This is a genomic window from Poseidonocella sp. HB161398 (assembly GCF_005870025.1).
GTDB lineage: Bacteria > Pseudomonadota > Alphaproteobacteria > Rhodobacterales > Rhodobacteraceae > Mangrovicoccus.
Genome location: NZ_VATA01000003.1, coordinates 150,363 through 170,632, shown reverse-complemented (window position 1 = coordinate 170,632; position 20,270 = coordinate 150,363). Strand labels below are relative to the sequence as shown.

The 20,270-nt window shown below is 71.2% G+C and carries 14 protein-coding genes, 1 other RNA gene and 1 pseudogene; 7 read left to right on the top strand and 9 right to left on the bottom strand.

The features are described 5' to 3' along the window. Positions 1 to 47: 47 nt before the first annotated feature. Positions 48 to 215: a 50S ribosomal protein L33 gene (rpmG, locus tag FGX59_RS03860; RefSeq protein ID WP_007119221.1), complete on the bottom strand. Its 168-nt coding sequence runs from the start codon at positions 213 to 215 to the stop codon at positions 48 to 50. Between the two features lie 173 nt (positions 216 to 388). Here rpmG and ggt point away from each other — a divergent pair, with 173 nt between their 5' ends. Then, positions 389 to 2,191 carry a gamma-glutamyltransferase gene (gene ggt, locus FGX59_RS03855; RefSeq protein ID WP_138465199.1) on the top strand — a complete coding sequence of 601 codons (1,803 nt, stop codon included), beginning with the start codon at positions 389 to 391 and terminating at the stop codon, positions 2,189 to 2,191. A gap of 240 nt (positions 2,192 to 2,431) precedes the next feature. Here ggt and rnpB read toward each other — a convergent pair. The 6 genes from rnpB to FGX59_RS03825 form a co-directional block, all read right to left on the bottom strand. Continuing rightward, positions 2,432 to 2,795, bottom strand: an RNA gene (gene rnpB, locus FGX59_RS03850) — RNase P RNA component class A. An 11-nt stretch (positions 2,796 to 2,806) separates the two neighbouring features. Beyond that, positions 2,807 to 3,418 carry an N-acetylmuramoyl-L-alanine amidase gene (locus FGX59_RS03845; RefSeq protein WP_240722243.1) on the bottom strand — a complete coding sequence of 204 codons (612 nt, stop codon included), beginning with the start codon at positions 3,416 to 3,418 and terminating at the stop codon, positions 2,807 to 2,809. Between the two features lie 76 nt (positions 3,419 to 3,494). Beyond that, positions 3,495 to 4,127 (bottom strand): hypothetical protein, encoded by a 633-nt coding sequence (locus FGX59_RS38600; RefSeq protein WP_138465197.1) that lies wholly within the window; start codon positions 4,125 to 4,127, stop codon positions 3,495 to 3,497. 1 nt (position 4,128) lies between these two features. Next, a complete protein-coding gene (gatA, locus tag FGX59_RS03835) occupies positions 4,129 to 5,613 on the bottom strand; it encodes an Asp-tRNA(Asn)/Glu-tRNA(Gln) amidotransferase subunit GatA (RefSeq protein WP_138465196.1) in 1,485 nt (494 codons plus the stop codon). After that, complete coding sequence (gene gatC, locus FGX59_RS03830) at positions 5,613 to 5,900, bottom strand: Asp-tRNA(Asn)/Glu-tRNA(Gln) amidotransferase subunit GatC (RefSeq protein WP_138465195.1); 288 nt, start codon at positions 5,898 to 5,900, stop codon at positions 5,613 to 5,615. The genes gatA and gatC overlap by 1 nt, the downstream gene beginning before the upstream one ends. Before the next feature lie 349 nt (positions 5,901 to 6,249). Further along, complete coding sequence (locus FGX59_RS03825) at positions 6,250 to 6,930, bottom strand: ceramidase domain-containing protein (protein WP_138465194.1); 681 nt, start codon at positions 6,928 to 6,930, stop codon at positions 6,250 to 6,252. A 52-nt stretch (positions 6,931 to 6,982) separates the two neighbouring features. Between FGX59_RS03825 and FGX59_RS03820 the strand changes: the two genes are divergently transcribed. Then, a complete protein-coding gene (locus tag FGX59_RS03820; protein ID WP_138465193.1) occupies positions 6,983 to 7,675 on the top strand; it encodes a metal-dependent hydrolase in 693 nt (230 codons plus the stop codon). A gap of 57 nt (positions 7,676 to 7,732) precedes the next feature. On the opposite strand, the gene FGX59_RS03815 is transcribed toward FGX59_RS03820, so the two are convergent. Continuing rightward, positions 7,733 to 8,698 (bottom strand): Gfo/Idh/MocA family protein, encoded by a 966-nt coding sequence (locus FGX59_RS03815; protein WP_138465192.1) that lies wholly within the window; start codon positions 8,696 to 8,698, stop codon positions 7,733 to 7,735. A 1,846-nt stretch (positions 8,699 to 10,544) separates the two neighbouring features. On the opposite strand from FGX59_RS03815, the gene FGX59_RS03810 reads away from it, so the two are divergent. Next, positions 10,545 to 11,717 carry an aminoacetone oxidase family FAD-binding enzyme gene (locus FGX59_RS03810; protein WP_138465191.1) on the top strand — a complete coding sequence of 391 codons (1,173 nt, stop codon included), beginning with the start codon at positions 10,545 to 10,547 and terminating at the stop codon, positions 11,715 to 11,717. A gap of 341 nt (positions 11,718 to 12,058) precedes the next feature. Further along, a complete protein-coding gene (cobS, locus tag FGX59_RS03805; RefSeq protein ID WP_138465190.1) occupies positions 12,059 to 13,042 on the top strand; it encodes a cobaltochelatase subunit CobS in 984 nt (327 codons plus the stop codon). A 282-nt stretch (positions 13,043 to 13,324) separates the two neighbouring features. Here cobS and FGX59_RS03800 read toward each other — a convergent pair whose 3' ends face one another. Next, positions 13,325 to 14,386 carry a DUF3616 domain-containing protein gene (locus FGX59_RS03800; protein ID WP_138465189.1) on the bottom strand — a complete coding sequence of 354 codons (1,062 nt, stop codon included), beginning with the start codon at positions 14,384 to 14,386 and terminating at the stop codon, positions 13,325 to 13,327. 118 nt (positions 14,387 to 14,504) lie between these two features. On the opposite strand from FGX59_RS03800, the gene FGX59_RS03795 reads away from it, so the two are divergent. The 3 genes and pseudogenes from FGX59_RS03795 to FGX59_RS38590 all read left to right on the top strand — a co-directional run. Further along, entirely contained in the window at positions 14,505 to 16,034 is a 1,530-nt protein-coding gene (locus FGX59_RS03795) for a CHAD domain-containing protein (protein ID WP_138465188.1), read from the top strand. 77 nt (positions 16,035 to 16,111) lie between these two features. Continuing rightward, complete coding sequence (gene cobT / locus FGX59_RS03790; protein WP_138465187.1) at positions 16,112 to 17,992, top strand: cobaltochelatase subunit CobT; 1,881 nt, start codon at positions 16,112 to 16,114, stop codon at positions 17,990 to 17,992. A gap of 1,151 nt (positions 17,993 to 19,143) precedes the next feature. Continuing rightward, positions 19,144 to 19,462 (top strand): annotated as a pseudogene (locus tag FGX59_RS38590) (IS5/IS1182 family transposase); the annotation flags it as partial. Positions 19,463 to 20,270: the final 808 nt, after the last annotated feature.

Genomic DNA, 20,270 nt, shown 5'->3' with positions numbered 1-20,270 from the left:
AGCCGCACCCTAGGGTACGGCTCTGTCGTCCTGGAGGAAAGGCGATCTTACTTGATCTTGCCTTCCTTGTACTCCACGTGCTTGCGCGCGACGGGGTCGTATTTCTTGATCACCATTTTCTCGGTCATGGTGCGGGCATTCTTCTTGGTCACGTAGAAATGCCCGGTCCCCGCGCTGGAGTTCAGGCGGATCTTGATGGTGGTCGGCTTCGCCATGTCGTATCTCCTTCGGGGGTGCGGGCACGGAGCCTGCACCTTGAAAAGCTGAGGCCCGCATGTGGACCAGAGGCCGCCCGGTGTCAAGGAGGGAAATTCCAAAATCCCGTGTCTTGCGGTCGCCGCCGCAAAATGCTGCCTTCGATCAGCAGGAACAGGGAGATCCAGGACTCATGACGCTCAGGGCCTTCGGCGCCACCGCCATGCTCATTCTCGCCGCCCATGGCGCCTTCGCGCAGCAGGCTGCCGATGCGGTCGCGCCCGAAGCGGCCATGCCCGCCGCCGCGCTGGTCGGGCTGACCCCCGAGGCGAAGGCCTCCCTCGCCGCCAAGGCCGAGGGCCGCCCCGTCGCCGCCGCCTCCTGGATGGTCTCGGCCGCGAACCCGCTGGCGGTGCAGGCCGGGGCGAAGCTGCTGGCCTCGGGCGGCACGGCGGCGGATGCGATGGTGGCGGTGCAGACCGTCCTCGGCCTCGTCGAGCCGCAGAGCTCGGGGCTGGGCGGCGGCGCCTTCCTGGTCTGGTACGATGCCGCCACGGGCGCGGTGACGACGCTCGACGGGCGCGAGACCGCGCCGATGAAGGCGACGCCGACGCTCTTCCAGGACGATGCGGGCGAGCCGCTCTCCTTCTACGACGCCGTGGTCGGCGGCCGCTCGGTCGGCACCCCGGGCACCCCGGCGCTGATGCGGGCCGCGCATGAGCGCTGGGGCAAGAAGGAATGGCCCGGGCTCTTCCTCGACGCGATCAACCTCGCCGACCAGGGCTTCACTGTCTCGCCGCGGCTCGCGGGGCTCGTCGCCGACGACCAGGAGCGGCTGTCGCGCTACCCGGCGACCGCGGCCTATTTCCTGCCCAAGGGCCAGCCGCTGAAGGCCGGGGACAAGCTGGCCAACCCGGCCTATGCCCGCACCCTGCGCGGCATGGCGGCCGGCGGGGCCGAGGCCTTCTACAAGGGCCCGGTCGCCCAGGGCATCGTCGACGCAGTCGCGGGCGCCGAGGACAATCCCGGGCTGCTGTCCCTCGACGATCTCGCGGTCTACAAGGTGCGCGAGCGCCCGGCGGTCTGCGTCCCCTACCGCGCGGCCGAGGTCTGCGGCATGGGCCCGCCCAGCTCCGGCGCGCTGACCGTCGGCCAGATCCTCGGCATGCTCGACAATTTCGACCTCGCCACGATGGGCCCGTCGAACCCGCGCGCCTGGCGGCTGATCGGCGATGCCTCGCGGCTGGCCTTCGCCGATCGCGGGCTCTACATGGCCGACAGCGATTTCGTGCCGATGCCGACCGCCGGGCTGACCGATCCGGAATACCTGCGCGGCCGCGCCGACCTGCTGGCCGGCACCGAGACGGCGCTGGAGACGGCCGAGCCCGGCCGCCCCGCCTTCGACCACGCGATGCTCTGGGCGCCGGACGAAAGCATCGAGCTGCCCTCGACCTCGCATATCTCGATCGTCGACCAGTACGGCAACGCGCTCAGCATGACGACGACGATCGAGAACGGCTTCGGCTCGCGGGTGATGGCGCCGGGCGGGTTCCTCCTGAACAACGAGATGACCGATTTCTCCTTCCGCAGCCATGACGACGGGCGGCCGATCGCCAACCGGGTGGAGCCGGGCAAGCGGCCGCGCAGCTCGATGGCGCCGACCATCGTGATGAAGGACGGGGCGCCGGTCTATGTCACCGGCTCGCCGGGGGGCAGCCGGATCATCGGCTACGTGGCGCAGAACGTGATCGACGTGCTCGACTGGGGGATGGACCCGCAGGCCGCCGCCGCCGCGCCGCATCTGGTCAACCGCTTCGGCACCTTCGATGTCGAGGCCGGAACGCCTGCGGAGCCGATGGCCGAGGCGCTGGCCGGGCTCGGCTTCGAGACCGAGACGCGCGAGCTGAATTCCGGCATCCACGCCATCGCCATCACCCCCGAGGGCCTGCTCGGCGGCGCCGATCCGCGCCGCGAGGGCATCGCCCTGGGCAAGTGACCCGTGGCCGCCATCTCCCCGCCGCGGGGGATGGCGGCAGGCTACGGGCGCAACCGCTGCGGCCATGGCACGCCAGCCGGAGCTCCAGCGCCTCCGGCCCCGGCGATCGCGCCGCACCGGCAGACCTATGCGGCCCCGCCCCCGCAGGCGGCGTCCCGCGGCGGGCGCAAGCCCGGCGCGGGGGCAAGGGGAATGACGCCCCGCAGGGGCGTCTCCGCTGGATCGCGTCTCTTCGGAAATTTGCGCGGATGGCCTGTAAGCCGGATTCTGTCCGGGGGTTGCCCCCCTGGATGACCATTCCTCTAGGCCTGCCGTTACCGACAGGCTCAAGCTGCCAACCCGGGATCTCGAGGCCGAAGCAGCCCATGCGGATCCCCTATTAGGCATTGCTCCCGGTGGGGCTTGCCGTGCCGGTCCTGTTGCCAGTCCCGCGGTGGGCTCTTGCCCCACCGTTTCACCCTTGCCGCGGCGGACCGCGGCGGTCTGTTTTCTGTGGCGCTTTCCCTAGGGTTACCCCCGCCGGGCGTTACCCGGCACCGTTGCTTCGTGGAGTCCGGACTTTCCTCGCGCCCCTTGCGGAGCCCGCGGTCATCCAGCCATCCGCGCGCGCCCCGGCTAGCCCCTCCCGGCGCCGCCGTCAACGGGGAAGCGTGCCGCCAGCTCGGCCATGACCCGCCGGTCCTCCTCGCAGAGCCGCCCCGCCGCGACCGGACGGAACCGCGCGCGGAAGGCCGCCAGCAGCGAGCCCGCATCCGCCTCCGGATAGCCGAAGATCCGCGCGCAATCCAGGAACCGGCCCTTCGCCGCGCGCCCCTCGGGCCAGACCGCCAGCCCCTTCGCCGCCAGCCGCGGCCAGGGGAAGTAGCGCCCGGGATCCTGCTTGCGCTCCGGCGCCATGTCCTGATGGCCGATCACCCGCTCGGGCGGGATCGACCAGCGCTCCAGAAGCTCGGCCAGCAGCCGCTCCAGCGTCACCAGCTGCGCCGCCGCGAAGCTTCCCTTGCCGCGGTTGTCGAGCTCGATGCCGATTGAGCGGGAATTGACGTCGCTCACCCCGCCCCAGCTGCCCTGCCCGGCATGCCAGGCCCGCTCCGCCTCGCGCACCAGCTGCCACAGCGTGCCGTCGGCGCCGATCAGGTAATGGCACGAGACGTCATGCTCGGCAGAGCAGAGCCGCTCCAGTGCCTCCGCCGCGCTCTGCATCGCGGTGTAGTGCAGCACGACCATGTCGGGCACCGCGCCATTGCGGCGCGGCCCGAAATTCGCCGACGGGTGCCACAGCGCGCCCGCCGCTTCGGGAAGATCAGCTTCGGGCGGCACGGCGATAGGGCTCCGGATCGAAGCTGCAGGCATAGCCGTCGCCATCGGGGTCGAGCCCCAGGCGGTCGGATTGCGGCCCGCCTGCCTCCAGGAAGGCCTGCTGGGCGGCCACGCCCGAGACGTAGCGGCCGCAGCCCGCGGCGGCGGCGCCCGCGCTGCGCGGATAGACCGGCTGGCCGACGGGATGCGAGGTCGAAAGCGCGAAATTCACCGGATTGGCCGCGGCGGAGACGCTGGCGGCACGCGGCGCGGCTGGCGCGGCGGAGGGCCGGATCCCGGCCCGCTGCAGCGACACGCTGCCCGTGGCGGCGACCGGGGCCACGGTGCTGGTTCCGGTCGGCGCGGAGGGCTGGAGCCGGGCCTCGGCCACGGCGGAGGGCTGGACGGCGAACTGGCCCGCCTCGGCGCGCGCCAGGGGGACCACGCCGTTTTCGCCGCGGCTGCCGGTCCGGCCCGCATCGGGCGCGGGCGCGACCGGCGCCGTGCCGGTGGGCGCCGAGGGCGCCAGCTGCAGCCCGGCCGTGGCGACCGGTGCGACAGCGGTCGAGCCGCCCTGCCATGCAGAGCATCCCGCGAGGCCCGCCCCCGCCAAGAGAAGAGCCGCGCGAAATCTCATGCTACCACCATTTTTCCGGCTTGGCCGCGAAGCCCGCGGCGGTTTCGAGGACCTGCGCCTGGTTCAAGAGCGCGCCCTCCTCCCAGGGCTTGCCGATCAGCTGCAGCCCCATCGGCAGGCCGGAGGCGTCGAGCCCGGTCGGCACCGCGATCCCCGGCAGCCCGGCCAGGTTGACGGTGACGGTGAAGACGTCGTTGAGGTACATCTGCACCGGATCGGCCTCGGCCATCTCGCCCAGCCCGAAGGCCGAGGTCGGCGTCGCCGGGGTCAGGATCGCGTCGATGCCCGCGGCGAAGGCCTGCTCGAAGTCGCGCTTGATCAGCGTCCGGACCTTGCGCGCCTTGTTGTAGTAGGCATCGTAGAAGCCGGCCGACAGCACGTAGGTGCCGATCATGATGCGGCGCTGCACCTCGGGGCCGAAGCCCTCGGCGCGGGTCTTCTCGTACATCTCGGTGATGCCGTCGCCCTGGCCCAGCTTGGCGCGGTGGCCATAGCGCACCCCGTCATAGCGGGCGAGGTTCGAGGACGCCTCGGCGGGCGCGATCACGTAGTAGGTCGGCAGCGCGTATTTCGTGTGCGGCAGCGAGATGTCGACGATCTCGGCGCCTGCATCCTTCAGCATCGCCACGCCGTCATCCCAGAGCCTGGCGACCTCGTCGCGCATGCCGTCGACGCGGTATTCGCGCGGGATGCCGATCTTCTGGCCGCGGATGTCGCCGGTGATGGCCGCCTCGAAATCCGGCACGGCCAGATCGGCCGAGGTCGAATCCTTGGGATCGTGCCCGGCCATGGCGCCCAGCATGATCGCCGCGTCGCGCACCGTCTTGGTCATCGGCCCCGCCTGGTCCAGCGAGGAGGCGAAGGCGACGATGCCCCAGCGCGAGCAGCGCCCGTAGGTCGGCTTCAGCCCGGTCGTGCCGGTGAAGGCGGCCGGCTGGCGGATCGAGCCGCCAGTGTCTGTGCCGGTCGCGGCGAGGCACAGATCGGCCGCCACGGCCGCGGCCGAGCCGCCCGAGGAGCCACCCGGGGTCAGGGACTTGCCGTCCGCGCCCTTCCAGGGGTTCACCGCATTGCCGTAGACCGAGGTCTCGTTCGAGGACCCCATGGCGAATTCGTCCATGTTGAGCTTGCCCAGCATGACCGAGCCCGCTTCGAACAGCTTCGAGGTCACGGTGGATTCGTATTCCGGCGTGAAGCCCTCGAGGATGCGGCTGGCCGCCTGCGAGGGCACGCCGCGGGTGCAGAACAGATCCTTGATGCCCAGCGGAATGCCGCACATGGCCGGCGCGTCCCCGGCCTTGATCCTGGCATCGGCCTTCTCGGCCTGGGCGCGGGCGATCTCGGGCGTGTGGTGCACGAAGGCGTTCAGCGCCCCCGCCTCGCCGATCGCCGAGAGGCAGGCCTCGGTCAGCTCGGCCGAGCTCGTCTCGCCCTTGCGCAGCGCGTCGCGCGCGCCGGCAATCGTCAGTTTCGTCAGCTCGCCCATCACTCGACCACCTTCGGCACTGCAAAGAACCCTTCGCGGGCATCCGGCGCATTCGCCAGGATCCGCTCCTGCATATTGCCGTCCGTCACGCCGTCCTGGCGGCGCTTCAGCCGCATCGGCGTTACAGAGACCATAGGCTCCACACCGGTCACGTCCACCTCGCCAAGCTGCTCGATGAAGCCGAGAATGTTGTTGAACTCGGCGGCAAGGGCGGGCAGCTCATCGGGTTCCACCTTGATCCGGGCGAGCTTGGCCACCTTGGCCGCGGTGCCTTCGTCGATCGACATGCGTACTCCATCTGGCTGGTCGGAACCGGCTTTAGCCTTCCCGTCCCTCTACCGCAAGGGCGCGGCGGGCCGCGCCGCCCGGGATCCCGGCGCTTCCTGCCCCCGCCGACGGCATGGCGGGGGAGGACCCGGCGGCGGAAATCCTCCCTCTGCGATCCTGGCGACGCCCCCGCGGCCCCGGCCGACTGCCTCCAGAAGACCCGACTGCCGCCATCTTGGCCACAGATATCTTCGCGACGCCCCTTCTCCCCTGCATTTCGCCCGGCCGGCCGCCCAGATGCTGCGCAGCCGCCCGTCCGCAGGGCATGAGCCCGCCCTCCGGACCATTCACCTCCACGCCCGTCCCGTGTCACCCGCGCCGCAGCACCTGCCGCGGGGCGGGCGGGACGCCCCGGCAGTGGCGGCGGCAGACCTCGATCATCCAGCCGAGCATCGCCGCGTTCAGCAGGTGCCACAGGAAATGCGTGCCGAGCGGCCAGACCGGGCAGAGCGCCGCGTCGAGGCTGCGGAAGGCCAGCGAGACCGCGAGCAGCCCCGCCCCGGCCCCGAGCCCCCGCGCCGTGGCGGGCGCCCGCCGCGCCAGCGCCAGCGCATAGCCCGCGATCAGGACCGGCACCGGCCAGTACGCGGCCGAGATGCGGAAGAAGGGCAGCGCCTCGAAGACCGGCACTGTCAGCATCGCGTAAGGAATGAACAGCGCCGTCCCCGCCGCCGCGGCCCGCACCGGCAGGCGCCAGAAATTGCGGTTGGCCGAGTAGATATAGGCCAGGATGAAGCAGCCGATCGGGATCACGTCGGCCTGCATCGCCCAGACCGTCGCGAAGGTGTGGAAGAGCCCCGAGCCGATGCCGATCGCCGCCAGGAGCGCGATCAGCAGGGGCGCCTCTGCCGGGCCCCCTCCGCGGCAGCGCCGCCACATGATCCAGGCCGCCGCGAGGAAGGCGAGATTGGTGAGCGCGTTGACCGGCTCCGCCCAGAGGGATGCGTCAATGCGCTCGCAATAGCCGTCGAGCTGTCTGGACCATTCCATTTTCCGCGCTCCGCACTAGGGTCTGCTCCGAGACAAACTGATGGAGAGTCCCATGAAATTCACCTGGCTCGGACATTCCGGATTCCGCATCGAGATCGGCGACCAGATCCTGCTGCTCGATCCCTGGCTGACCGGCAACCCGATGTTCCCGGAGGACCGCCGCGCCGAGGCCATCGCCGGCGCCACCCATGTTCTGCTGACCCACGGCCATTTCGACCATGCCAATGACGTGGCCGACATCGCCAAGGAGCTCGGCATCCCGGTCGTCGGCATCTTCGACCTGGTCGGCCATCTCGAGGCGACCGCCGGGGTGACATCCGTCGGCTTCAACAAGGGCGGCACCGTGGCGCTCGGCTCGGTGAAGGTGACGATGGTCAATGCCGTCCATTCCTCCACCATGCCCTCGCAGAACGGCCCGCTGGCCGTGGGCTCCGAGGCGGGCTTCGTGCTCGATGACGGCAGCCGCCGGGTCTATGTCTCGGGCGATACCGACGTCACCATGGACATGGAGCTGGTCGAGGCGCTGCACCAGCCCGAGATCGGCCTGCTCTGCGCGGGCGGGCATTTCACCATGGACATGAAGCGCGCCGCCTACGCGGCGAAGCGCTTCTTCAACTTCAAGACGGTGATCCCCTGCCATTACAGGACCTTCCCGCTGCTGGCGCAATCGGCGGACGAGCTGAAGGCCGGGCTGCCGGGCGTGGACGTGATCGAGCCCGAGGTCATGACCGCGATCGAGCTCTGAACCCTGTCCCGGGCCGGGCTCGACCCGGCCCCTCCCCCTCTCCGCCCGTCCCGCCGCTCACAGATCGCGCGCCGCGGCGAAGACCGCATCCATCGCCACCTGCGTGCCCTTCGAGAATTCCAGCGGGCAGGCATAGGGCGTGCCCTCCCGCGCCGCCAGGTTGAAGGCCGCGGCCTGCAGCTCGTAATGCATCTCGGCCGGAAAGCGCTCGACCGTCGTCGTCATCCCGCGCGACAGGTGCAGCTGCGCCTCGCCGAAGACCCGGGCATTGAACGGCACCGTCACCCGCAGCACGCCCTCGGTGCCATGGAACACCATCTCCTGGCGCGGCGACATGCGGATCGAGGTGAAGACGCTGTAATCCGCCCCGCCGAAGCGCGCCGTCATCCGCGCATAGGTGTCGACGCCGTTCTCCCAGCGCACCCGCGCCTCGATCTCCGAGGGCTCCTCCCCGGTGGCGAAGCGCGCCGCGCCCAGCACGTAGACGCCGATATCGCGGATGCCGCCGCCGCCGGTGCCCGCCTGGTTGCGGATATTGGCCATGTCGGGATTGCTGAAGCTGAACGCCCCGTCGATCCGCCACAGCTCGCCCAACGCGCCCTCGGCCAGCAGCTGGCGCACGCGCTGCCATTGCGGGTGGTGGACGATCATGAAGGCCTCGGCGGCCAGCACCCCGGCCGCGTCGCGCGCCGCGATCAGCTGGTCGAACTCTGATGCCTGCATCGCCATCGGCTTCTCGCAGAGCACGTGCTTGCCCGCTGCCATCGCCTTCAGCGCCCATTCGACATGCAGGCTGTTGGGCAGCGGCACGTAGACCGCGTCGATCTCCGGATCGGCCAGCAGCGCGTCATAGCTGTCATGGATCCGCAGCGCCGGCGCGAAGACCTGGAAGGGCACGGCCTTTTCCGGTGCCGAGGTCGCCAGCGCGCAGAGCTGCCCGCCCGGCGCCATGGCGATGGCGGGCCCCATATGCTCGCGCGCGAATTTCGCGGCACCCAGAATGCCCCAGCGGAGATCGGTCATGTTATCGCTCCCAATTGTCACTTGCGCCACCATCGGCAGGCCGGGCGCCGCTGGCAAGGCCGCAAGGGGCGGCGTTCCGTCCCGGCGGCCGCCCGCCGCCGGCCCCGCGCCGCTCGCGCCAGGCTCCCCTGCTCGGGTCCCGCGCGCGACAGGGACCCGCGTTGGCCGCCATGCGCCGCGCTCCACCGGTTCGTCAGGGTCATGACCGGACCTCCCGCAGCGCGCCGCCCGCCCCGGCACGCCGCCCGCCGGGCGGACCTGCCTGCCGCCATCCGCGGGCCATCGCCAAGGCGCGCGCCTCCGGTCCGGCGCAGGGACGCCCGGTCGTCACGGCGCATATCCGGGCACGTCACGGCCCAACGTCTCCCGTTGGCCCGTCCCCGGAGGAAGACGCCCCAGGGAACGGCAGGCGAAAAGGCGCGGTCCCGCCATGACGCCCCCTCTCCCGCAAGCGCAGGCCTCCCGGCGCGGCCGGCCCCTCCCGGCGCTGCCCCGGACATGCCCAGCAGCGAAAACGCAACTGACGGCGGAAGAGCCGTTTCACCGAGGCGCAGCTCCCCCGGATGACCGAAGGCAGGGAGGCGGGATGGCGACGTCCGAACGGTGCCGCTGCCATGGGCGGAGAAGGGCGGCCCCGAAATGCCCGGAGCAGCCGGGTCGAAAACGCTCGCAGACGGGACCGCCAAGCCCGAGAGGCCGTCCGCCGCCGCGATGCAAGGCAAAGTCGTCCCGAGGGACTTGCCGGGAAAGACCTGACGGCATTGACCATTCGGCAAGAGGCCGCCCCCGGGCAATGCGGGCATTGCCTTTGTTGCGGCGCCGGCCATGCGATCTCGCAGCGCCGGGACCGCCGGATTGCCGGTGCCGGTTCCAGGCCGACGCAGCCCGCCGGATTGCGCGGCCTCAGCGACAAGAGGAACCGCACCGCCGCACCGGCTTCCCGCTCGCGCGCCAGAGCACCGCGACCCGTGTCCCGGAAATGGAGTCCAGAGCGCCGTAAGGGAGGGAATGATCGCGGGTCCGGCCCGGACTGCTCCCGGAATTCGGCAAGCCTGGCCGCGTTCAGGACCATGTCCCCGGCTTGTCCAGCAGACCCCGCGGCCGAGCAGACGGTTTCGGCACCCTGCTGCAAACCGCGAACACAGGTATCAGCCCTGCCGGGAGGACGGGCGCGCGCGGAGGGCGGACCTGCGCGTCGCCCGGAGCGACGCGTGTCCCGGCGCCTGCTGCTTGCTCGACCTTCCGGCCGGCCGCTCTGGCACCGCCCGCATTCCGGCGGCGATCGGCGACTAGCAGGGACAGCCCGCGCCGGATCGCCGGCACCGGCATCCCGGGCGTCCGTATCGCCTGCGAGCAGGGCGCGCTGGCACGGCACTGCGGAAGCCCCGGCTGCATCCTCGGCGCGCTGCCGGTGGCTGCGCCAGTCGTTCCGGCAGCAGTGGCGACGGCACCGAATTCCCCAGCCGGGGCCGGCAGGAGCGGGCTTCCTGGCATCGCACCGGCCCGGGCAAGCCGCGCCAGGACACCAGCATCGCGTCCTCCAAGGGCAGCCGGCGTGGCCAGCTCTCGCCCGCGGAGACCTTCGGCACCCCGGACGGCACCCGGCGACCGCGGGCGCGCAGGTCCTGCCCCCACGCCACCATCAGGCCGCCTCATCGCCGGGCAGCCTGGCGCTATCCGAAGCGCCGCACAGGGACCCCGGACACATCCGGGAGGCGCGCCGCAGGACCGAGGGCGGGACAGCGTCAATGCGGTCCGGCCGGGCCCGGCCGGCGGCGGGGGCCGGTGGCGCGGGAGGCTGCGATTGGGCCTTTTCCCCTGCCCGCGGGCGGCTTAGAGGGACGGCATGGATTATGACGCGATCGTACTGGGCGCCGGGGCCGCCGGCCTGATGGCAGCGGCCACCGCCGGGCAGGCCGGGGCCCGCGTGCTGCTGATCGACCATGCCGACAAGGCCGGGAAGAAGATCCTGATCTCCGGCGGCGGCCGCTGCAACTTCACCAATACCGGCGCCGAGCCCGAGTGCTTCCTCTCGGAGAACCCGCATTTCGCCAAATCGGCGCTGGCGCGCTACACCCAGTGGGACTTCCTCGCGCTGGTCGAGCGCCACCGGATCGCCTGGCACGAGAAGACCCTGGGCCAGCTCTTCTGCGACGGCTCGGCGCGGCAGGTCGTGGCGATGCTGCTGGAGGAATGCGCCCGCGGCGGGGTCGAGCTGCGGCTGTCGACGCAGATCGGCGAGATCGGCCATGGCGACGGGCTTTTCCGGGTGGCGGGCGCGCGGGCCCCGCAGCTGGTTCTGGCGACCGGCGGGCCGTCGATCCCCAAGATGGGCGCCACCGGCATCGCCCATGACATCGCCCGGCGCTTCGGGCTCGGCATCGTGGCGCCCCGCCCCGCGCTGGTGCCGCTGACGCTCGGCCCGGACGCGCAGGCCTTCCGCGACATCTCGGGCGTGTCCTGCCCGGTGACGGCGCGGACCGGCACGGCCTCTTTCGCCGAGGCTGCGCTCTTCACCCATCGCGGGCTGTCGGGACCCGCCATCCTGCAGGTCTCCTCCTACTGGCGCCCCGGGGATACGGTCAGCCTGTCGCTGGTCGCCGATGCCGCCGCGCGGCTGCGCGAGGCCCGCCGGAAGGCGCCCCGGTCCCATCTGCGCGCAGCGCTGAGCGAGCTCCTGCCGAACCGCCTGGCCGAGGTGATGGCGGCGCGCATCAACCACGGGACCGAGCTGGGCAACACCTCGGATGCCGAGCTGGACCGGATCGCCGCGCAGCTCGAAGGGCTCGAATTCCGCCCCACCGGCACCGAGGGCTATGCCAAGGCCGAGGTGACGGCGGGCGGGATCTCCACAGCGGGGCTGTCCTCGCGGACGATGGAGGCCCGCGCGGTGCCCGGGCTCTACGCCATCGGCGAGGCGGTCGATGTCACCGGCTGGCTCGGCGGCTACAATTTCCAGTGGGCCTGGTCCTCGGGCTGGGCGGCGGGCCAGGCGATCGCGCAGCGCGGGGCCGGCTGACTGCCCGATGCGCCGCCCGCGCGGGGCGCGATGCCGCGACATTCTCGCCGCCTGCCGCAAAGTTGCGCGCCGCGGAGGCTGCACAGCCAGCCGCCCTGGCCGCCCGGCCCGGCCGCGCGGCATGGCGGCAAGACCGGCGGAACGCCGCGCAGGAAGGCCTTTGCCGACAGGCACTTGCCCTGTCCTGCCCCGCATCCCGTCCGCCCGTCCCCTGCCCGCCTTGCAGGCGCCCGGCACCGGCATTCCGGGCTTCGTGCCGCAAGGGACGCGGATTTGTCGCGCCTCCCCTTGCACGCCCGGAGCTTATGTTGCATGCCGGAGCAGACGACCAAAGGACGGACATGGCGGACGGAACGATGGATATGAGTGCGAGGCCGACCGAGGAGATCTCGGTCCGCGAGGTGTTTGGCATCGACACCGATATGAAGGTGAAGGGGTTCGCCGAGGGCTCCGACCGGGTGCCGGCGGCCGATCCGACCTACAAGTTCGATCCCGACACCACCCTCGCCATCCTCGCGGGCTTTTCCCATGACCGCCGGGTGATGATCCAGGGCTATCACGGCACGGGCAAGTCCTCGCATATCGAGCAGGTCGCCTCGCGGCTGAACTGGCCGGCGGTGCGGGTGAACCTCGACAGCCATATCAGCCGGATCGACCTGATCGGCAAGGACGCGATCAAGCTGAAGGACGGGGTGCAGGTCACCGAGTTCCAGGAGGGCATCCTGCCCTGGGCGCTGTCGAATCCCTGCGCGATCGTCTTCGACGAATACGACGCGGGCCGCGCCGACGTGATGTTCGTGATCCAGCGCGTGCTGGAAACCGACGGCAAGCTGACGCTGCTGGACCAGAACAAGGTGCTGACGCCGCACCCGTCCTTCCGGATCTTCGCGACCGCGAACACGGTGGGCCTGGGCGACACGACCGGCCTCTATCACGGCACCCAGCAGATCAACCAGGGCCAGATGGACCGCTGGTCGCTGGTCGCCACGCTGAACTATCTCAGCCATGACGCCGAGACGAATATCGTGCTGGCGAAGAACCCGCATTACAACACCGCCGCCGGGCGCAAGCAGATCAGCCAGATGGTGACGGTCGCCGACCTGACGCGGACCGCCTTCATGAATGGCGACCTCTCGACGGTGATGAGCCCGCGGACGGTGATCGCCTGGGCGCAGAATGCCGAGATCTTCCGCAATATCGGCTATGCCTTCCGGCTGTCCTTCCTCAACAAGTGCGACGAGCTGGAGCGCCAGACCGTGGCCGAGTTCTACCAGCGCTGCTTCGACGAGGAGCTGCCCGAAAGCGCGGCGTCGCTCTCGGTCTGAGGCAGCCGCCAGGATGGAATGGCAAAGGCCCGCCGGTTCCGGCGGGCCTTTTCGCGTTCCGGGGCCCCGCTCAGGAGCGCAGGCGCACCGCGAGCACGCCAAAATAGAAGATGATGATCCCGATGCAGACGGGATTGGCGGCGACGGACTGGACGAACTCGGACATCAGATGGCTCCTGTATGGGGGTGCATGCGGGCAGCTAGGCGATCGCGGCCTACCAGGAAGTTAAGCCCGCCCGGCCGCGATTCATCCCGGTTAACACCGCCTTTCCGCGGCCCCGTTCAGCCGTCGAGCCGCCAGATATCCGCCTCCAGCACGCAGCCGTCGCCGATCCGGTGGTCCTCGGGGCTGTCATGGGTGACAAGCCAGGTGCCGTCCTCCCAGCGGACCAGCCCCTCGGGATTGTCGGTATTGCCGCGATAGGGCAGCGCCCGGGCCAGCGCGACCTCGCGCGCGCCGCGCACCCCGCCCTGGCGGTGGCCGGTGGCGTCCTTCCAGCGCCAGATCGCCGAGCGCCCGCCGGCGTCGAGCGGCGTGCCGGTCAGCACCAGCATGTCGTCGCCGTCGAGCGCCAGGTCGCGCACCCCGTGACCGCCGAGCGGCAGCAGATGCAGGATGTAGCGCCGCTCGCCGTCGATCCTGCGCGGCTTCAGCCAGCCGCCGCCGGTGACCTTCATCCGCATTTCCAGGATCACGCTATGGCCGCGCAGCACCGGGCCGCGCAGCCCCAGCCAGACCCGGTCGCCGCGCGCCGCGATGCCCTCGACATCGAGCCCGTTATCCTTCGAGGGGATGTCGAGGAACGGGCCCAGATGCGGGTCGTCCGCCAGCCATTTGCGCAGCCGCCCGCGCTTCTTCGGCTTCAGCATCGCCGCCTCGCGCGGGCCGTCCGCCTTCACCGGCCAGGGGCCGTCGCGGCGCTGCTCCAGGGGCACGCGGCCGAGGAACTGGCGGTTCTCGTCCCATTTGATCTCCGCCATGTCGGCGAGCCGCTCCTGCGGGCTGTCCTCCGGATCGGGCTTGCCGCGCTTGAGCGACTGCGAGCCGGTGATCCACAGCCAGTCGCCGTCGACCGCCAGCCCCTCGATATCCATCTCGCCCGAGGCGCCGCCCGGCAGGTCGAAGATCCCGCCCAGCCCGGCATGGACATGGCCGCCCCACGCGCCGTCGCCGGGGACCAGCCGCTCGATCCCGGCGGTCTCGTCGCAGCTGAGGAACAGCACGTCGCCGTGGCGCGTGGCGGTGGAGATGTCGAGATGCACCGCCTCCTCATGCGCGTCGGGGTCGAAGACCAGCTGCACGCGGCCCTCGGGGGCGTCCTTCTTCCTCGCGGTCCTTGCCATGCTCTGTCTCCGTTCTCGGTTGCCGCCCGACAACCCGGCCCGCCCTCGGGTTGTTCCCGCCCCCGCGGCGCCGCAGCCGATTGCCAGCCCGGCCGCGGCGGCCTAGATCCTGCGCATCATGCCCGAGACCGAGCTCAAATTCGTCATCGATTCCCTCACCCTCGCGCGGCTGCGCGAGCAACTGGACCATGTCGGCACGCTGCTGGCCCCTGCCGAGCGGCACGCGCTGCACAGCGTCTATTTCGACACCCGCCACCACCGGCTGAAGAAGGCCGGGATCGCGCTCAGGATGCGGCGCGACGGCGAGCGCTGGATCCAGACCGTCAAGGCCAAGGCCGAGAACCATGGCGGGCTGCAGCGCGCCGAGGAGGCCGAGACCGAGATGCCCGACAGCCGCATCGACCTGGCCGCGATCGGCGACGAGGGCCTGCGGGACCGGGTGCGCGCCGCGCTGAAGGGCAAGGTGCTGCAGCCGGTCTGCGAGACCCGGATCGACCGCCATCTGGCGCTGGTCGCCACCCCCGGCGGCGCCGAGGTGGAAATCGCGCTGGACGAGGGGCAGATCATCGCGGGCGAGCGCGCCGAACCCTTCCGCGAGCTCGAGCTGGAGCTGAAATCCGGCCCCGTCTCGGCGCTCTACGACCTGGCCGAGACGCTCTTGGCCGAAGGCGGCGCCGCGCCGTCGCACCTGTCGAAATCCGAGCGCGGCTACCTTCTGGCCGCGGGCCTGCCGATCACCGGCCCCGCCGCGCCGCGCAAGGCCGCCCCCGTGCCGCTCGCGCCCGGCTGCAGCGCGGGCGAGGCGGCGGCGGCGATCTTCCGCGAATGCAACGGCCAGATCCAGGCCAATGCCGCCGCGATCCGCACCGGCGAGGACCCCGAGGGGCCGCACCAGCTCCGCATCGGGCTCAGGCGGCTGCGCAGCGCGCCGGGCCTTTTCGGCAGCCTCCTCGACGGCTCCGACGCCGCCTATCTGATGGCCGAGGCGAAATGGCTCGGCGCCATCGTCGGGCGGCAGCGCGATCTCGACGTCGCGCTGGCCGATCTGCTGGAACCCGCCCTGGCCGCCGCCGAGGGCGATGCCCCGGGCCTCGCGGCGCTTGCCGCCCAGGCCCGCGCCCGTGCCGAGGCCAACCGCCCCGCCCTGCGCCAGGCGCTGGTCTCGAAGCGCGCGCAGCGCTTCTTCCTCGCGCTCGGCCGCTTCGCCGAGGCCGGGCCATGGGAGGCGCTCGACCGGCCCTTCGCGCCCCCCGCCGGCAAAGCGCTGGCCAGGAGCTGGTCGCGCGCGAAGAAGCGCGCCAAGGGCATCGCCTCGCTCGGCCCCGAGGACCGCCACGCGCTGCGCAAGGCGCTGAAGCGGCTGCGCTACCAGGCGGAGTTCGTCCAGCCGCTGCATCCCGGCGAGACGGCGGCGGAATTCCTCGGCCGTCTCAAGGCGCTGCAGGACGATTTCGGCGAGATGAACGACCTGGCGATGCTCGAGACGCTGACCGCGCCGGGCGGCCCGCTCGCCCCCGAGGGCAAGGCCGCGGCGCAGGCGCTCGGCGATCTGCTCGGGATCCACCACCGCCGCGCCGAGGCGCAATGGGCCGAGGCCCGCACCCGCTGGCAGGCGCTGCGCGCCGCGCCGCCCTTCTGGGCGGGCTGAGCCCCGCCCGCCCCCAGCCTTGCCCTGTGCCCTCTGCTGTGGCACGCAGGGAAGACGCAAGCGTTCAGGTAGTCCAGATGTCCAAGCCCACCGACAATCCCGCCGATCCGTTCAAGAAGGCCCTGGCCGAGGCGACCAAGGTCATGGCCGACGATCCCGAGATGACAGTGAGCTATTCGGTCGACCCGCCGGGCATGACCGCCGATGCGGTGCGCCTGCCCCAGGTCAGCCGCCGGATGACCCGCGCCGAGGTTCTGCTGGCGCGCGGCACGGCCGATGCCTATGCGCTCCACCGCAAGTTCCACGATGCCGGGACGCATGCCCGCTACGCGCCTCCGGGGCAGCTGGCCAATGACATCTACGAGGCGATGGAGACCGCGCGCTGCGAGGCGATGGGCGCCCGGGTGATGCCGGGCACCGCCGGGAATATCGACGCCAAGATCGCCTGGGAGGCCGACCGCAAGGGCTACTCCCAGATCAGCGATCCCAAGGACGTGCCGCTCGCCGTGGCGGCGGGCTACCTGATCCGCCATCTGGCCACCGGCCGCGAGCTGCCGCCCGCCGCGAAGAACGTGATGGAGCTCTGGCGGGGCCATATCGAGGCGCAGGCCGCGGGCACGCTGGGCGATCTCGACAGGGTCCTGTCCGACCAGGCGGCCTTCTCGCGCTTCTCGCGCCGGGTCATCGAGGATCTGGGCTATGGCGACCAGCTCGGCGAGGATCCCGACCTCTCGGACGAGGAAGAGCCCGAGGACAGCGCCGAGACCCAGGAGGACCAGCAGGACCAGGACAGCGACCAGGGCGACCAGGAGGACGCGCCGCAAGACAACGAGGCCGCCCCCGAGCAGTCCCAGGACGATGCCGGCGACCAGTCCGAGGCGCAGGTCGTGATGGACCAGATGGCCGATGCCGAGATGGGCGAAGAGACCGACATGCCAGACGGCGCGGGCCCGCTCGATCCGCCGCCCCCGCCCCCGGTCTCGGAGGCCGATCCCGGCTACGCGGTGTGGAATTCCGAGCATGACGAGGAGATCCGCGCCGAGGACCTGGCCGAACCGGCCGAGCTGGAGCGGCTGCGCGCCTATCTCGACCAGCAGCTCGAGCCGCTGAAGGGCGCGGTCAGCCGCCTGGCCAACAAGCTGCAGCGGCGGCTGCAGGCCCAGCAGAACCGCTCCTGGGAATTCGACCGCGAGGAGGGCATCCTCGATGCCGGGCGGCTGGCGCGCGTGGTCGCCAACCCGACCACGCCGCTGTCCTTCAAGGTCGAGAAGGACACCGAATTCCGCGACACGGTGGTGACGCTGCTGCTCGACAACTCGGGCTCGATGCGCGGCCGCCCGATCTCGATCGCGGCGATCTGCGCCGACGTGCTGGCCCGCACGCTGGAGCGCTGCTCGGTCAAGGTGGAGATCCTCGGCTTCACCACCCGCGCCTGGAAAGGCGGGCAGAGCCGCGAGGAATGGCTGAACGCCGGCCGGCCGCAGCAGCCCGGCCGCCTCAACGACCTGCGCCACATCATCTACAAGCAGGCCGACGCGCCGATGCGCCGGACCCGGAACAACCTGGGACTGATGATGAAGGAGGGCCTCCTGAAGGAGAATATCGACGGCGAGGCGCTGGAATGGGCGCATAAGCGCGTCATCGCCCGGCCCGAGGCGCGCAAGATCCTGATGGTGATCTCCGACGGCGCGCCGGTCGATGATTCGACCCTCTCGGTCAATCCGGCGAACTACCTCGAGAAGCACCTGCGCGACGTGATCGCCATGGTCGAGAAGAAGAAGGCGGTGGAGCTGATCGCCATCGGCATCGGCCATGACGTGACCCGCTACTACCAGCGCGCGGTGACGATCACCGATGTCGAGCAGCTCGCGGGCGCGATGACCGAGCAGCTCGCCTCGCTCTTCGACAGCGACCCGCGCGCCCGCGCCCGGGTGCTCGGCATGCGCAACGTGGCCTGACGCCGGTCCCCGCGCCTGCCCCCGCAGCCGCGCCCCGCCCGGAGCGGCGCGCCAGCGGGTCCCGTCGCGGGGCGCAAGCCCTGCGATGGGGAAAAGGGGTGTCGCGCGGCACGCGCGCCATCTAGCTAGCGCGGCACGCGCGCCATCTAGCTAATGCGGCACGCGCGCCATCTGGCCAATGCGGAACGCGCGCCATTCAGCCAAAGCGGAACGTGCGCCCTCTGGCCAATGCGGAACGCGCGCCATTCAGCCAAAGCGGAACGCGCGCCCGCTGGCTCAAGCGGTGCGCCCTCTGGCCCAGGCGGAACGCACGCTCTCTGCGCAGGCGGATTGCGCGCCATCTGGCCAAACCGGAACGCGCGCGACCTGGCCAGGCGCGCGACTTGACCCAGGCTCACGACCCCGTTGATGTCGGCAGAGGCGCATGGCTCGCCGGGCGCAGACAGAGCGGAGACATGTCCGGTCTCCTCCGGCTCGGAGATGCGCAGATGGCGGGTCTGGAGCCCTGCTTTCCGACGCCCCGCGGCAGGCCGCATGTCGATGACCGGCGCGTCCCGGGTTGGATTGTCTTCCTCGATCGCAACGGGTTGCGCTGGCAAGACGCGCCGGAGGAACTGCCCCCTGCCGATCGCGGCCGGGCCCCAGCGGCACCTTGATCGCCGTGCTGTTGATGCCTCAGCGCATGTCGGCCATGCCGCCTGCGATCCCAGGCCTTCACCCCGTCCGGGACGGAAAGCGGCCACGCCAGGGCCTCCGGGGCCACGTTGGCGGGGACGGCAATCTGGCGCCGTTCCGCATCGCGACTTGCATCCGGGCGTCCGGGGCCGTCAGGCACAGGCGCCGGAGACCCCGGGCACGGCCGCTCGGGAGGAACCGCCAGCGGGATGAAGCTGGGGACGCAATGCCGTCCAGCTCGCCGTTCCGGTCCTGCCGCGGCCAGGTCGTCAGGAGGGACCGCGAAGCGCCGTGGCGCTCACCTGGAAATGGCCGCGGAAACTCTCTTCGACGATCGGAGTTTCCCGCGCCATCCCGGTGCCGGCGGCGAACACCGACTGCCGCGGACAGGACCTCTGTCTTTGGGTCGAACGCAAGGTCGCGCATAGGATCGGACCTATCACCGAAGCGCCAAACCCTTCAGGCAGCCCTCGCCGGATGGATGCGGTGCGCGGGCGCTTTGTCCCGGTCTGCCGGATGCCGACTGGCTGCCCGGAGATCGGGGATCGCGGCTGCGACGCCATCTGGCTTGGAGAAGCCCGGCAAGACAAGGGGATGCGCCCCCATCCCCCGGCCGGAAGACGCCGGTGCCGCAACATCCCGGTCCCGCATGACAAGAGGAGGTGCAAGCGCCGTCACCGGATTGACTGCATGTTCGGCGGCCTCGAGGACTGGTGGCGCATCGTCACCAGATGCGACCGGCGCCCGAAGGTCTTCCTCTCGGCCATCGCTTCCGACGCGACCGTGATCCACTGGCCATGGGATGCCGTGACGGGCCGGACGCAGCTCGAGCGTTGCCACTTGCCGGATTCTGCGCGTGCAGTTGCCCTGTCCCGTATCGAACTCCCGCGGAGGATGACGGGATGAGACTGTTCGCCGGGCGGGATGTGCCGCGGGCGAAGACGGCGGTCTGCCTGCTTGCCTAGCATGGAAAGAGTGCCTGGGAATTTGAAGCGGGCCGCGCGCCGGAACCGCTGGGAGCCGTGCTTCGGGGATGCGACGGCACCGTGGAGGCGATCGTGCCCGAGGCCGGACCGCTGTCGCAACGGCTGCCGGCCTGTTCGCTGTCCTCATGGAACCGCGGCAGGTGACGGGCGCCCTCGAAGCCATGCCTGTCAAGCCATGACTGGCAGGACTGGCAGACGCGATGCGGAAGGGATCGCGCGCCTGTCGCACCTCCGCCGGTTCCGGCCGGTCCGCGGCAAGTCCGTCTCTGCCCGGGAGGTCCGCGCCATCCTGGCTGCGCGCAAGCCTGGTGCTGCCACATCCTTGACGGCACCGGGGAGATCCTCCCCGCCCCCACAATGCCTCGCCAAATCAACGCCTGGACCGGAACCTGCATCGCCACCGCCATCGGGCCGGGACCGTGAGGCGGGGGCAAGGCGCCCGCAGCGCTTCGGGCCCCGACCCCGGTCCCATGGCCTCCCGGCAAGCACGGCCGCCTCGCTCCGGCGCCCGCGGCGACCGCTTTCGTGCCCGCCTTTGAGGCACCAGCCGGGCGGGTCCTGCCGGAGCGGCGGCGCGCCAAAGGGCCCCGATCGCTGGCGTTGCGTCGGCCCGCCCC

Coding starts and splice junctions, on each gene's coding strand:
- rpmG (WP_007119221.1), bottom strand. CDS start 215: ATGGCGAAGCCGACCACCATCAAGATCCGCCTGAACTCCAGCGCGGGG.
- ggt (WP_138465199.1), top strand. CDS start 389: ATGACGCTCAGGGCCTTCGGCGCCACCGCCATGCTCATTCTCGCCGCC.
- FGX59_RS03845 (WP_240722243.1), bottom strand. CDS start 3,418: ATGGTCGTGCTGCACTACACCGCGATGCAGAGCGCGGCGGAGGCACTG.
- FGX59_RS38600 (WP_138465197.1), bottom strand. CDS start 4,127: ATGAGATTTCGCGCGGCTCTTCTCTTGGCGGGGGCGGGCCTCGCGGGA.
- gatA (WP_138465196.1), bottom strand. CDS start 5,613: ATGGGCGAGCTGACGAAACTGACGATTGCCGGCGCGCGCGACGCGCTG.
- gatC (WP_138465195.1), bottom strand. CDS start 5,900: ATGTCGATCGACGAAGGCACCGCGGCCAAGGTGGCCAAGCTCGCCCGG.
- FGX59_RS03825 (WP_138465194.1), bottom strand. CDS start 6,930: ATGGAATGGTCCAGACAGCTCGACGGCTATTGCGAGCGCATTGACGCA.
- FGX59_RS03820 (WP_138465193.1), top strand. CDS start 6,983: ATGAAATTCACCTGGCTCGGACATTCCGGATTCCGCATCGAGATCGGC.
- FGX59_RS03815 (WP_138465192.1), bottom strand. CDS start 8,698: ATGACCGATCTCCGCTGGGGCATTCTGGGTGCCGCGAAATTCGCGCGC.
- FGX59_RS03810 (WP_138465191.1), top strand. CDS start 10,545: ATGGATTATGACGCGATCGTACTGGGCGCCGGGGCCGCCGGCCTGATG.
- cobS (WP_138465190.1), top strand. CDS start 12,059: ATGGCGGACGGAACGATGGATATGAGTGCGAGGCCGACCGAGGAGATC.
- FGX59_RS03800 (WP_138465189.1), bottom strand. CDS start 14,386: ATGGCAAGGACCGCGAGGAAGAAGGACGCCCCCGAGGGCCGCGTGCAG.
- FGX59_RS03795 (WP_138465188.1), top strand. CDS start 14,505: ATGCCCGAGACCGAGCTCAAATTCGTCATCGATTCCCTCACCCTCGCG.
- cobT (WP_138465187.1), top strand. CDS start 16,112: ATGTCCAAGCCCACCGACAATCCCGCCGATCCGTTCAAGAAGGCCCTG.